Annotated in this window: 10 protein-coding genes and 1 pseudogene; 5 read left to right on the top strand and 6 right to left on the bottom strand. The window is 73.9% G+C overall.

The annotated features are described in order from the left end of the window. Window positions 1-180 (top strand): annotated as a pseudogene (locus C1J00_RS25325) (glycosyltransferase family 1 protein); the annotation flags it as partial. Between the two features lie 11 nt (window positions 181-191). Here the strand turns inward: C1J00_RS25325 and C1J00_RS25320 are convergent. Genes C1J00_RS25320 through C1J00_RS25300 form a run of 5 tightly spaced genes read right to left on the bottom strand, consistent with a single transcriptional unit; the run spans window position 192 to window position 4571 of the window. Beyond that, complete coding sequence (locus tag C1J00_RS25320) at window positions 192-1061, bottom strand: 5-oxoprolinase subunit C family protein (protein WP_102911355.1); 870 nt, start codon at window positions 1059-1061, stop codon at window positions 192-194. Continuing rightward, window positions 1058-1675: a 5-oxoprolinase subunit B family protein gene (locus C1J00_RS25315; RefSeq protein ID WP_102911354.1), complete on the bottom strand. Its 618-nt coding sequence runs from the start codon at window positions 1673-1675 to the stop codon at window positions 1058-1060. Before C1J00_RS25315 ends, C1J00_RS25320 begins: the two co-directional genes overlap by 4 nt. Beyond that, on the bottom strand, window positions 1672-2430 hold the full coding sequence (locus C1J00_RS25310) for a LamB/YcsF family protein (RefSeq protein WP_102911353.1): 759 nt from the start codon (window positions 2428-2430) through the stop codon (window positions 1672-1674). Before C1J00_RS25310 ends, C1J00_RS25315 begins: the two co-directional genes overlap by 4 nt. 15 nt (window positions 2431-2445) lie before the next feature. Further along, window positions 2446-3273 (bottom strand): putative hydro-lyase, encoded by an 828-nt coding sequence (locus C1J00_RS25305; RefSeq protein WP_102911352.1) that lies wholly within the window; start codon window positions 3271-3273, stop codon window positions 2446-2448. Then, a complete protein-coding gene (locus C1J00_RS25300) occupies window positions 3270-4571 on the bottom strand; it encodes an MFS transporter (RefSeq protein ID WP_102911351.1) in 1302 nt (433 codons plus the stop codon). The genes C1J00_RS25305 and C1J00_RS25300 overlap by 4 nt, the downstream gene beginning before the upstream one ends. Window positions 4572-4742: 171 nt before the next feature. On the opposite strand from C1J00_RS25300, the gene C1J00_RS25295 reads away from it, so the two are divergent. The 4 genes from C1J00_RS25295 to C1J00_RS25280 all read left to right on the top strand — a co-directional run bounded on the left by C1J00_RS25295 (window position 4743) and on the right by C1J00_RS25280 (window position 12641). Next, window positions 4743-5438: a GntR family transcriptional regulator gene (locus C1J00_RS25295; protein WP_102911350.1), complete on the top strand. Its 696-nt coding sequence runs from the start codon at window positions 4743-4745 to the stop codon at window positions 5436-5438. Between the two features lie 69 nt (window positions 5439-5507). Further along, on the top strand, window positions 5508-7034 hold the full coding sequence (locus C1J00_RS25290) for a hypothetical protein (protein WP_102911349.1): 1527 nt from the start codon (window positions 5508-5510) through the stop codon (window positions 7032-7034). Window positions 7035-7065: 31 nt separating this feature from the next. Further along, on the top strand, window positions 7066-7944 hold the full coding sequence (locus tag C1J00_RS25285) for a hypothetical protein (protein WP_102911348.1): 879 nt from the start codon (window positions 7066-7068) through the stop codon (window positions 7942-7944). A 68-nt stretch (window positions 7945-8012) separates the two neighbouring features. Next, window positions 8013-12641 carry a coiled-coil domain-containing protein gene (locus C1J00_RS25280; RefSeq protein WP_102911347.1) on the top strand — a complete coding sequence of 1543 codons (4629 nt, stop codon included), beginning with the start codon at window positions 8013-8015 and terminating at the stop codon, window positions 12639-12641. A 169-nt stretch (window positions 12642-12810) separates the two neighbouring features. Here the strand turns inward: C1J00_RS25280 and C1J00_RS25275 are convergent, their stop codons facing one another. Next, window positions 12811-13275, bottom strand: a complete 465-nt coding sequence (locus tag C1J00_RS25275) for a hypothetical protein (protein ID WP_245936495.1) — start codon at window positions 13273-13275, stop codon at window positions 12811-12813. Between the last annotated feature and the right edge of the window lie 35 nt (window positions 13276-13310).

Raw genomic sequence — 13310 nt, 5'->3', positions numbered from 1 at the left:
CCCCACGTGCGCGTCGCTCCCCCCAGCCGCCGCCTGACCGCCACCCTCGTCGAGCGCCGTGCCGATGTCGTCCACCTCGCCGGCCCCTTCGTCCCCGGCGTGCGCGGCATGGCCGCCGCCGCGCGCCTCGGCATTGCCGCCGTCGCCGTCCCCCAGACCGACCTGGCCGGCTACGCCCGTCCCGGCCGGTCCTAACGGCGCCGTACGGCCACGAAGCGGACCGGCGTGCCGGGTACCGCCTGGGCGGCCGCCGGGAGGTCGGCCGTGCGAACCACGGCGATCACCGGGTAGCCCCCGGTGGTCGGGTGGTCGGCCAGGAACACCACCGGCCTGCCGTCCGGCGGGACCTGCACGGCGCCCAGCACCATCCCCTCGCTGGGCAGTTCACCCGGCCGGGCCCGCTCCAGGGCGGGGCCCTCCGTGCGCAGTCCGATGCGGTTGCTCGCCGAGGACACCCGGTAGAGCCGGGAGACGAAGGCCCGTACGGCCTCGGGCGTGAACCAGCCGTCGCGCGGGCCGAGCGTCACCCGCAGCACCAGCTCGGCCGGTGGCGCCGGCTGCGGCGCGACGTCCACGCGCGCGTGCGCGCCGGCCGGCCGGCCCAGGGGCAGCACCGTCCCGCCCGCGAGCGGGGGCGGACCGAGTCCCGACAGCAGGTCCGTCGACCGGCTGCCGAGCACCGGCTCGACCGCGATGCCCCCGGAGACTCCGACGTAGGCGCGCAGGCCCGACACGGCGGGACCGACGTCGAGCAGCGCCCCGGCAGGCACGCGCACCGGTGCGCCCCAGGCGACGGGCCGTCCGTCCACCGTGACCCGGCAGGGCGCGCCCGCGACCGCCACGGTGACGGTGGAACGGGGTCGTACGGCACAGCCGTTGAGGGTCGTCTCCAGCACGGCCGTCTCCGGCGGATTGCCGACGAGCCGGTTGACGAGGTCGGCGGCGGGCCGGTCCAGCGCCCCGGAGCGGGGGACGCCGAGATGGGCGTGCCCGGGACGGCCCGCGTCCTGCACGGTGGTGAGGGCCCCGGCCCGGACGACGGCCAGTGCGCGGTCCGTCATGACCCCGGCCCGGGGACGAATCGCACCGTCGTGCCCGGCGACAGCAGGGCGGCCGGTACGCGCGCGTGGTCCCACAGCACGGCGTCCGTCGTGCCGATCAGCTGCCAGCCGCCCGGCGAGGAGCGCGGGTACACGCCCGTGTACGGGCCCGCCAGGGCGACCGACCCGGCCGGGACAGCCGTACGCGGAGTGGCCCGGCGCGGGACGTCGTAACGCGACGGCAGCCCGGTGAGGTACCCGAAGCCGGGCGCGAAACCGCAGAAGGCCACCCGGAACTCGGTGCCGCGGTGGATGCGCGCGACCTCCCGCACCGGCACGCCCCAGTGCGCGGCGACCTCGGCCAGGTCCGGGCCGTCGTAGCGGACCGGGATCTCCACCACGTCACGCACGCGTGGGGGAGCGGACGGCAGGTCGGCGGCGGTCAGTTCGGCGGCCAGCCGGGCGGGGGCGTCGAGGCCGTCGAGGAGGACCGTGCGGGCCGCGGGCACGATCTCGCGGACCGAGAGCGATCCCTCCGCGCGGCGCCGCAGCAGCTCCGCGTGCAGGGCCTGGGCCTGGTCGCCCGAGGAGACCTCGACGAGCAGGGCGTCCTCGCCGACGCGCAGCACCTTCATGCGAAGGCCTCCACCAAGACCCCGGAGGCCTCCAGACCCTCGCGCACCCGGCGCGCCAGCTCCACCGCGCCCGGTGTGTCGCCGTGCAGGCACAGCGAGCGCGCGCGTACCTCGATGCGCCTGCCCGAGCGGGAGACGACCTCTCCGGAACGGGCCAGGGCCAGGGAGCGCTCCACGACGGCGTCCGGGTCGGTGACCACGGCGCCCTCCAGCGTGCGTGGCACCAGGGTGCCCGCGTCGGTGTACGCCCGGTCCGCGAACGCCTCGGTGACGACCGGCAGTCCGGCCTTCCCGGCCAGCACCAGCAGGCGCGAGCCGGGCAGCCCGAGCACGGGCAGCGCGGCGTCCGCGAGGAGCACGCCGTCGACGACCGCGGCGGCCTGCTCCTCGTCGTGCACGACCCGGTTGTAGAGCGCGCCGTGCGGTTTCACGTAGGCGACACGGGCGCCCGCCGCGCGCGCGAAAACCTCCAGCGCGCCGATCTGGTAGGCGACTTCCGCCGCCAGCTCGGCGGGCGGCACGTCCATCGCGCGCCGCCCGAACCCGGCCAGGTCCCGGTAGGACACCTGGGCGCCGATCCGGACCCCGCGCTCGGCTGCCAGCTCGCACACCCGGCGCATGGTGACCGCGTCCCCGGCGTGGAAGCCGCAGGCCACGTTGGCGCTGGTGACGACGGACAGCAGCCGTTCGTCGTCGGTGAGCCGCCAGCGGCCGAAGCCCTCGCCGAGGTCGGCGTTCAGGTCGATCGAGGTCATGTGCCGTGTCTCCTGTCAGGCCACGCGGTACTGCTCGTCGCGGGCGTCGGTGAGGAACATCTGCCCCGGGGCGTGCGTGAGGGCGAACGGCGGACGCGAGGCCATCACGGCCGCTTGCGGGGTCACTCCGCAGGCCCAGAAGACCGGGATGTCGTCCGGCTCGGCGTCCACCGGGTCCCCGAAGTCGGGGCGGCGGAGGTCGTCGATGCCGAGGCCGGAGGGATCGCCGCAGTACACGGGGCTGCCGTGCACCGCCGGCAGCAGACTGCTCTCCCGGATCGCCGCCGCCAGGTGCCGGGGCGGTACCGGCCGCATGGACACCAACAGCGGTCCGTGCAGTCGCCCCGCCGGGCGGCACTGGCGGCTCGTCACGTACATCGGGACGTTGCGCCCCTGCTCGACGTGGCGGATCGGCACGCCGGCCTCGCCCAGTGCCCACTCGAAGGTGAAGCTGCACCCGATGAGGAACGACACCAGGTCGTCCCGCCAGTGGGCGCGCACGTCCGTCGGCTCGTCCACCAGCTCGCCGTCCCGCCACACGCGGTAGCGCGGCAGGTCGGTGCGCAGGTCCGCGCCGTCGGCGAGCACGGTCGTCCAGGAGCCGGGGTCCGTGACGTCGAGGACCGGGCAGGGCTTGGGGTTGCGCTGGCAGAACAGCAGCATGTCGTAGGCCCAGTCGGCGGGCACCGAGATCAGGTTGACCTGGGTGTGGCCCGCGGCGACCCCGGCCGTGGGCCCGGTCAGGCCCTTCCGGAAACGGGACCGGGCCGTTGCGGGGCTCCACGTGTGCGCGTGCTCGTCGAGAAGGAGCAGGGGGCGGTCGTCGGTACTCGTGCGGTTCACGCGAGCTCCTTCCCGCGCGTCTCCGGCAGACCCAGCAGCGCCAGCGCCGCGATGCCGTAGCCGATGGCACCGAAGACCAGCGCGCCGCCGACGCCCCAGCTGTCGGCCAGGAACCCGACCATGGTCGGGAACACGGCGCCCACCGCGCGGCCGGTGTTGTAGGTGAAGCCCTGCCCCGTCCCGCGCACCGCCGTCGGGTACAGCTCGCTCAGGTAGGACCCGAAGCCGCTGAAGATCGCCGACATGCAGAACCCGAGCGGGAAACCGAGCACCAGGAGCAGGGTGTTGGCGCCGCTCGGGATGTTCGCGTACGCCAGGATGCAGAGCGCCGAGAGCAGGGCGAAGAGCCAGATGTTGCGCCGCCGGCCCAGCTTGTCGGTGAGGTAGCCGCCGGTCAGGTAGCCGATGAAGGCGCCCGATATCAGGAACGTCAGATAGCCGCCGGTGCCGACCACCGACAGGTCGCGCTCGGACTTCAGATACGTCGGCACCCAGGTGGCCAGCGTGTAGTAGCCGCCCTGGACACCGGTCGACAGCAGCCCGGCGAAGATCGTGACCCGCAGCAGGCCGGGCTTGAAGATCGCCGTGAACGAGCCCTTCTCCGCGCTCCGTTCGCGCGCGGCAGCCGCCTCCGGGGCGTCGTGCACACTGCGCCGCAGCCAGATGACGAGCAGCGCGGGCAGCGCCCCGGTCCAGAACATGATGCGCCAGGCCAGGTCGTCGCCGGCCACAGAGAAGATGACGGTGTAGGCGATCACGGCCATGCCCCAGCCCACCGCCCAGGAGCTCTGGATCGCGCCGAGCGTCCGGCCCCGGTGCTTGGCGCCGGCGTACTCGGCGACCAGGATCGCGCCGACCGCCCACTCGCCGCCGAAGCCGAGGCCCTGGAGGGCGCGGAAGACCAGCAGCGTCTCGTAGTTGGGCGCGAAACCGCAGGCGACGGTGAACACCGCGTAGGTGATCACCGTGACCATCAGCGCCTTCACCCGTCCGACACGGTCGGCGAGGACGCCCGCGAGGGCCCCGCCGACCGCGGAGACCACGAGGGTGACCGTGGTGAACAGACCCGTCTGGCCGCTGTTCAGGCCGAAGTAGGCGGACAGCGCGACCATGCTCAGCGGCAGCGTGAAGTAGTCGTACGAGTCCAGGGCATAGCCGCCGAAGGCGCCGGCGAAGGCGCGGCGGCCACGCGGGCCAAGCGCGCGCAGCCAGCCGAACGCCCCGTCGTCCGAGGCACGTTCGGGGCTCGCGGGGCGTGTGTCGTCGGTCAGGGCCTGCGGTGGAGGGGTCGTGCTCATGGGCACCTCGCAGTGGGAGGACGGAGGGTGCTTCGGGGTGAGCCGTGCCGTGCGGAAGTGGGCGGCGCCGCGGTGGGGGAGCGACGCCGTGCGTAGCACCGTAGAGGATTGTTCAACGATCCCTCAATACCCCTGTTGGTTCGTTCTTGGGATCTGCGATTGAATTCCGGCATGGCAGAGCAGCTGAAGGACCTCGCCGACGACCGGGCTCTCCTGGGGCGCACCAGCACCGCGGAGCGGGTCTCGGACATCCTCAGGAGTCGGATCGCCGAGGGCTACTTCCCTCCCGGCACACGCCTGTCGGAAGACAGCATCGGCGGCGCCCTCGGCGTCTCCCGCAACACACTGCGCGAGGCGTTCCGGCTGCTCACGCACGAGCGTCTGCTCGTCCACGAGCTGAACCGGGGTGTCTTCGTCCGGGTCCTGACCGTGGAGGACGTCGAGGACATCTACCGCACCCGGCGCCTCGTCGAGTGCGCCGTCGTGCGCGGTCTGGGCGAGCCCCCGTACGGCCTCGACGGGCTCACCGGTGCGGTGGAGGAGGGGCGCCGGGCGGCTCGGGAAGGTGACTGGAAGAGTGTGGGTACGGCCAACATCCACTTCCACCGGGAACTGGTCGCTCTCGCCGCGAGCGAGCGCACCGCCGAGCTGATGCGGAGCGTCTTCGCCGAACTGCGGCTGGCCTTCCACGTGGTGGATGAGCCGCAGCGTCTGCATGAGCCGTATATCGCGCGAAATGTCGCGATTCTCGAGGCTCTTCACGGTGGTGACCGCGAGAAGGCCGAGAGCCTGCTCGTCGGATACCTCGACGACTCGCTGGAGCGCGTGGTCGAGGTGTACCGGCGGCGGGTCGGCGAGGACGGGTGAGGACGGCGGCGCAGGGGGCGTACCGCGTCGTTTGGGTTGTTGTCAGACCCAGGACCTAGTCTGTGCACCGTGACTTCGCCTGCATCGACGGACAGCGTTCCGCCCCAGCTCAGCGCGGGGCCGCGCCCCGCCCCGGGGCCGGCCGCCGACGAGGGCCTGGCGCGGCGGCTGCGCGCGCTCGCCTGCACCGCGCCGCTGCACGACCTGGACGCCCGCAAGGCCAACCTGGCCGGCGAGTACTCGGTGTACGGCATGGCGGAGGTCGCCCTCGCGGCCATCGACCTGGTCACCCTGAACATGGACTTCGACACGGGCGCGGACCACGACCAGATCGTCGCCCGCCTCATCCCGCGCATCGCCGCCCAGGCCGCGCAGCGGCCCGCCGCCGAGCACGAGCGGGTGGCGCGCTGGGTCCTGGAGAACCTGATCAACGTCGGCAGCGTCGACCGCGGCTTCCGCGCGGTGTACGGCACGTTCGGGGCCGACGGCACGTATGTGCGCCGTGACTACGACTTCAAGCTGATCGAGGAGGTCCCCGGCCCCGGCGGCACGGTCTACCTCCGCACGACGGACGAGGCGGTCAACGTCCTCGTCGGCGCCCTCGACACGGACGTCACCAGTGCGCAGATCGCCGCCGAGGTCAAGCTGGAGGTGCTGATCAGCCGCGGCCGGCTCGCGGACGCCCAGCTCGCGGCGGAACAGGCCCGCTACCGCACCGTGCAGTACTCGGAGACCCTGCGCCGCGCCTTGGAGGCCACCCGGCGCAACGTGCGCGCGGTGGACTGGCTCGCCACCGTGCCCGACATGATCGCCGAGGCACTGGAGCACGTCGCCGACCGCTACCGCCACGAGAACGCGATCCTCACCAACATCCGCAAGGCACGTGACGAGTCCGAGGATCCAGAGCAGAAGCGCCGCGCCGCCGAGCTCGTCGACATCGTCAAGGACTGCATCCGGCGGCACACACAGCTGCAGTCCCGGCTGCTGGAGGCCGGGCCGCTGTTCCGCGCCGAGCAGGACCGGCAGGCCTTCGCCACCCCGATGACGACCTCGGGCACGGACTTGTACGGGCATCTCCTCTCGCCCGTGCTGCCGCTGCCGCTGGAGCAGGCCGTCCGCGTCACGGACGCCTTCTTCGGCCGCGGCACCGGGCTGCGCACGCCCGTCTCCGTCCGGGTCGGAGACCTGGTCGACATACTGCTGACGCCGCCGGCGGAGCGAGAGCACCTGGGTGCGGAGATGCCGGAGCCCGACCTGATCGCCACGCCGGACGACAGCCGGTTCAGCGAGGAGCAGATGGCGGCGGCGCAGCAGCTGCTCGACCTTCCGGCGGACGCGCCGCGCCGGTTGTCGGGGCTGCTCGCCGAAGCCCGGCGGCAGGATCCCGAGCTGCCCTACCTGGTGGCCCTGCTGGCGGTGCACGCCGCCAGTCCGCCGGTCGGTACGGCCTATCGCCAGGGCGAGCAGAAGCTGCTGTTCGCCGTGGACGACGGGACCCAGCTCGACGATCCGGAGTTCGGCGGGGCGGATCTGATCGTCGGCACCGCACTGCTGGACGCGGCGGGGATGGCGGCGGACCGGACGGAAGCAGCATGAGTCAGTACGAGTGGCACAAGGAGCCCCGACCGTGAGCGAGCATGTCGAGTGGAGCGAGCCGGACGGACCGGCCCCGGCGGCCGGCGCCGCCGTCACCCCCGCCGACGCCGCCGACGCGGCTCGGCTCGTGTCCTTCGGGCTGCAGCCCAAGCTGCAGCCCGCCCGTGACCAGGAGTACGCCGACCTGCTGCGGCGGTACCGCGAGGACCCGCCGTTCGCGCGGCTCGCGGACGCCGTGGCGACCGGTCTCGGGCTGATCGTCCTGGAGGTGTCCCCGCGCGCGGGCATGGCCGTGACCGCAGCCGAGGACTCGGTGTTCGCCGTCCGGATGGGCGACTACGCGCGTCGTACGTCCGCCGACGGCGGCGACCGGTTCCTGCACGGTCTCGCCCATCTCGCCGTCGCCGCCATGGCGTTCCCGCGCCCCGAGGACCTCGCCGACGACGGCTACATCGGCCGGGTCACGGTCAACGGCGTCGACGCCTTCGTGCGCCAGGCCTGCCGCCGGCTGGAGGAACGCGCCGACGAACAGGGCGAGAACACCGACCCGGCGACCGACGCACCCGGCCTGGAAGCCGCCTGGCGCATCTGGGTGCGGCGCAGCGCCACCGGCGCCACCAAGGACGCGCGCCGGCTCGCCGGTTCGACCACCGGCATCGTCGCGAAGGCCGTCGCCTTCCTCACCGACTCCGGATTCCTCCAGCGCACCGGCGACGACCACGGCGGCACGTACCGCACGACCGCCCGCTACCAGCTCCAGGTCCGCGACCTGGCCGGCAGCGCCGCCCTGGCCGAGCTGCTGGAGCTGGGCGTCGTCCCGGTCACCGACGGCACACCGACGCTGCTGCCGCCCGAGGAAGGTGACGACCTGGAGCTGGTCGCCGACGCCGGGCTGCCGTTCCACTCCTGAACTACCGCTTCACTCACCTCATCGCACCTCAGTTCACTTCACTTCTTCAAGGCTTACGAGAGTCCGCCATGTACGAGCTGTCCCGGGTCCGCCTCTACTCGATCGGGCCGGCCGGTGCGCGCTACGCCGACACCGTGCTCGACCTGCGGGGAGTGGGCGGGATCGTGCCCGACCCCGCGCCCACGCAGGCGGAGTTCTTCGAGGAGGAGCCGGCCGGCCCGCCGCGCCGGCCCGCCCCCGCGGGCGTGCTCTTCCTGGAGAACGGCGGCGGCAAGTCGGTGCTGCTGAAGCTGATCTTCTCCGTGATGCTGCCGGGCCACCGCAACACCCTCGGCGGCGCCAGCTCCGGCGTGCTGCGCAAGTTCCTGCTCGCCGACGACTGCGGGCACGTCGCGCTGGAGTGGCAGCACGTGCTCACCGGCGAGTGCGTCGTCGTCGGCAAGGTCAGCGAGTGGCGCGGGCGGCAGGTCTCCAACGACCCGCGGAAGTTCGCCGAGGCCTGGTACTCCTTCCGCCCCGGGCCCGGACTGAGCCTCGACAACCTCCCCGTGGCGGAGGCCACCGCCGTACGGGCCCCGGTCGAGGGCCAGTCCAGTGCGCGCGGGCGGCGCCGCACCATGAAGGGCTTCCGGGACGCCCTCACGGAGGCGGGCAAGACGTACCCGTACCTGGAGGTCCACTGGGAGGAGATCCACGACCGCTGGATCGAGCACCTCGGCGACCTCGGCCTCGACCCCGAACTCTTCCGCTACCAGCGCGAGATGAACGCCGACGAAGGTGAGGCCGCCGGCCTCTTCGCGGTCAAGAAGGACGCCGACTTCACCGATCTGCTGCTGCGTGCCGTCACCGACACGCGCGACACCGACGGGCTCGCCGACCTGGTCAGCGGCTTCGGCAACAAGCTGGGCCGGCGCGCCGAGCTGATCGCCGAACGCGACTTCACCGCCGGGTCCGTCGACCTTCTCGGACGCATCGTGGAGGCCGCCGAGGCCCGCTCACGCGCGCGTGACATCCACGCCGGAGCCGAGCGCCGTACCCGGACCCTGGCCCGCCGTCTCTCCGCACGCGGTGTACGGGAGCGCGTCCGGGCCGCCGACCTGGCCCAGCGCGTCACCGCCGCCGCGTACGCCGTCACGCACGCCGAGGCGGCCCGCGAGCGCAGCGCGCTGATCTCCGCCGAACTCGCCTACCGGCACGCTTCGCTGGCGCTCGCCGGAGCGGAGAAGTCCGCTGCCGCGCAGAAGCGCGAGCTCGCCGACGCCCGCACGCTGTACGCGGCCTGGCAGGCCGCCGAGGTCGTGCTGCGCCACCGTGCCGCCTCCGACCGCGTCACCCGTGTGTCCGCCGCGATCCAGGAGGCCGAGCGGGACGCCGCCCCGGCACTGGCCGCCCGCTCCAAGGCCGCTGTCGACCTCGTACGGGCCCTGCACGCGGCCGCGGAGAAGGCGGAGAGCCACGCGAACGAGGAGGAGGAGCGCTCCGCCGCCCTCCAGGAGGTCAGCGACGCGGCCTACCGCGACTCCACCGCCGCCGCCACGCAGGCACAACGCGCCCGCAGCGAGATCGGTCACCTCAAGCAGCGCCTCGCCGAGGTCGAGCAGGAGACCGCCGAGGCGGTCCGGGCCGGCTGGCTCGACGACACCGCACCCGACGCCGACCCGGCCCGGGCGGCCCTGGCCGCCAGCGACGCCGAGAAGTCCGCCGTCGCGGCCTGGGACGCGGCCCGCGAGGCGTCCCGCCGGGCCACGGAGCACGCCCGCGAAGCCGCTTCCACCGAGAACCGCGCCGAACTGACCGCGGCCCGCGCTGCCGACGCGGCGACAGCGGCCGAGCGGTCGTACGAGGCCGAGCGCCGCACCGCCCAGGCACTGGCGAGGGAGGAGCGGCTGGCGGAACTGCTCAGCCTGACCCCTGAGCCCCGCCCGGGCATCCCGCAACCCCGCCACGGCACGGACAGCGAGCCGGTCATGCCGTCGGCCCCCGGAGAGCAGGGACTCACCGCCGAAGAACTCGACCGCTTCGCCGACTCCCTGCGCGACCTGCTCGACGACACCGTCTCCTCCGCCGAGCGACAATTGTTCGAGCTGCGTACGGCCGCCGCCGACGACTCCCGGATCCTCGGCGCGCTTGGCGACGGCGGGCTGCTGCCGCCCGGCCCGGACGTGCTGGCCACGGTCGAGTTCCTCGGCGAGCACGGCATCCCCGCGCTGCCCGGCTGGCGCTACCTCGCCCAGGCCGTCGACCCGGCCGACCACGCACGCGTGCTGGCCGCCCGGCCCGAACTCGTCGACGGCGTGATCATCACCGACCCGGACTCCCACGCCCGGGCCCGCGAGGCGCTGGGCGACGCCGCGCTGCTGCCCCGCTCCGCCGTGGCGGTCGGCACCGCCGCCGCCCTGCTCGCCCCGACCCCGGCACCGGACAGCGACAACGGCGACGTGTTCCTCGTGCCGCCGAACCCCGCCATGCACGACGAGCACGCCGCCGACGAGGAGCGGCAAGCACTGCGCGCCCGGGCGACCGAGCGGGACGAGGAGATCCGCACCCTCGCCGCCCGGCTCGGCAAGGACCGTGAGCTGGCCGCCCGGCTCGCCTCCTGGCGCACCGGCTGCCCCGCCGGCCGGCTCGCCGAACTGACCCAGGCGGCCCACGCCACCCGGACGTTCGCCGAGGAGTCGGAGGCCGAACTGGCCGAGGCCCGCACCGTGCGGGCCGAGGCCGACGAGGTCGCCGCCGAGGCCGCGCGCGTCCGGGACGAGCGCCAGGAAGCCGCCCAGAAGGCCCGCCGCTCCGCCGACGCTCTGGCGGGGCTCGCCTTCCGCCTGCGCGAGCGGGCCGGCTGGCAGGTCAAGCTGCGCCAACTGGCCGACGAGGCGGCCGAGTCCGAGGCGAGCGCCCAGGCCTGCCTGGAGCGGGCTCGGGCCGCCGACGAAGACCGTCGTGCCGCCCAGCGCGCCGCCGACGACACTCGCCGCACGGCCCGCGCGCTGCGCGCCGAGCGCTCCGAGATCGCCGGCGCGCCCGACGACGTGCCCGAGGACGACACCCAGACCCCCAAGGCCTCCCTGCCTGCCCTCCGCGAGGCCTACAGGGCGGCATCACAGCTGTACGAGCAGGTCGGCGTCGGCGCCGACCTGCGGGCCGAGCAGGCCCGCGCCGAGAGTGACGAGAGCGCGGCCCGGGCGGAGCTGGACCGGCTGAGCAACAAGGTCCGTACGCGCGCGGAGCAGCTCCTCGAATCCACCGACGGCTCCGACGGCCCCAGCCGCCAGGCCGCCGCCGCCCGCGCCGAGGAGCTCGTGCAGCTCCTGGAGACCCGGATGTCGACCGCGAGCGAGCAGCTCGGACGGCTGCGCGGCGAAGCCGAACGGCTCGCACCCGAGGACGGCGAAGCCCACACCGACCTCCCCGAGGACCTCCGGCCCCGCGACGCCGAACACGCGCAGACCCTGCTGCGCACCGCCACGGCCGAACTCGCCTCCCACACCGAGGCGCTCGACCGGGCCCGGGAGGCGCACACGGAACTCCTCGACGCCCACCGCGCCGCCGAGGACGCGGCGAGCGGCTTCGACGAGATCGCTGCCATGCTCCGCGACCTGCTGCGCGAGCACACGACGGACGAGGAGCACGAAGAGCCCGAGCCCTACCCCGGCACCACGGAGGAGGCCCGGCAGGCGGCCGCAGAAGCCCGCCGCTCCCTGCGCGGCTGCGCCGCCGACCTGTCCGCCGCCGAGTCCGCCGTGCGCGAGGCGAGCGACATCCTCGTCCGGCACGCCAACTCCACGCGCTACGAACAGGTCCGCACCCCCGCCCGCCAGCAGATTCGCGAACTGCCCGCCTCCGCGCTGCCCGAGCACGCCCAGAAGTGGGCGGACGCCTTCGCGCCCCGGCTCCGCGTCCTGACCGACGAACTGGAGCAGCTGGAGCGCAACCGCGACTCGATCGTGGACCGCCTGCGCGGCCTCGTCGAGTCGGCCCTGGCCACCCTGCGCTCCGCCCAGCGGCTCTCCCGGCTGCCGGAGGGCCTCGGCGAATGGTCCGGGCAGGAATTCCTCCGCATCCGCTTCGAGGAGCCCGACCAGGCCACGCTCACCGAGCGGCTCGGCGAGGTCATCGACGAGGCGACCCGCGCCGCCGTCAAGAAGAACTCCGACATGCGCCGCGACGGCATGTCCCTGCTGCTGCGGGGCGTCGCCGCCGCCCTGCAGCCCAAGGGCGTCGCGGTCGAGATCCTCAAGCCGGACGCGGTGCTGCGCGCCGAACGGGTTCCCGTCGGGCAGATGGGCGACGTCTTCTCCGGCGGGCAGCTCCTCACCGCGGCCATCGCCCTCTACTGCACGATGGCCGCGCTCCGCTCGAACGACCGGGGCCGCGACAAGCACCGGCACGCCGGCACGCTCTTCCTCGACAACCCCATCGGCCGCGCCAACGCCACGTACCTGCTGGAACTCCAGCGGGCGGTGTCGGACGCCCTGGGCGTCCAGCTCCTGTACACCACGGGCCTGTTCGACACCACCGCGCTGGCCGAGTTTCCCCTGGTCATCCGCATGCGCAACGACGCCGACCTCAGGGCGGGCCTCAAGTACATCAGCGTCGAGGAACACCTCCGCCCGGGCCTGCCGCGTGAGGCTCCCGCCGGGGAAGCCGTGCACAGCGAGATCACGGCGACCAGGATGTTCAAACGCCCGGTTTCCTAGGCCCGGGAGGCCTCACCCTCGGGTCCCCCTTCTCGTAAGGTTCTCCGTCAGCCGTCAGCCGTCAGCCGTCAGCCGTCAGCCGTCCGTCGGCGCGGCGCCGGGAGTGGTGGCGGCCGCGGCCTCGGAGCGGTGCCCGGCGAGCACCCCCCGTCCGGTGCCGCCACGGGCCCTACGAGTGGGACAACTGGCCGGCTCCACCCCGGCTGCGTATCCGCCCCTGAGCCCGCTCGGCGGCCCGCTCCTGCCGCCGCGTCCGGCGCCGCTCGCGCCGCAGGGCCCGCGCCGTGCTGCTCGGCACGGACACCACCCCGTTGCGCTGGTTCCAGACCTGGCGCGTCACCCACACGTCGAGCACACCCCAGGTGGCCGCGATCGTGCTGACCACACTGCTGATCACCATCGGGAACGCCAGCCAGGACCCCGCCATCGTGCACAGGAAGGCCACCATCGCCTGGATGAGCGTCACGGCTATGAGGAGGACCGCTCGCACGGCCGCCGTCCGCACCGGATCCGGCAAGCGACGCCGACGTGCGGGCTCCTCGACCCACAGGGGCCGGTGGTACTTCCGCTCCTTGGCGCCGCGACCCACCCCGTGAGCGGGGCCCTCCGTCGCCCGTCCCGGAGGGTTCGCCATGCCCCCGGGACTGTCGCGATCGGTCGCCTCGGGAT

The sequence above is a fragment of the Streptomyces cahuitamycinicus genome (assembly GCF_002891435.1).
GTDB classification, from domain to species: domain Bacteria; phylum Actinomycetota; class Actinomycetes; order Streptomycetales; family Streptomycetaceae; genus Streptomyces; species Streptomyces cahuitamycinicus.
Note: the sequence above shows the minus strand (reverse complement) of the source record. Positions and strands in the feature narration are given on the sequence as shown.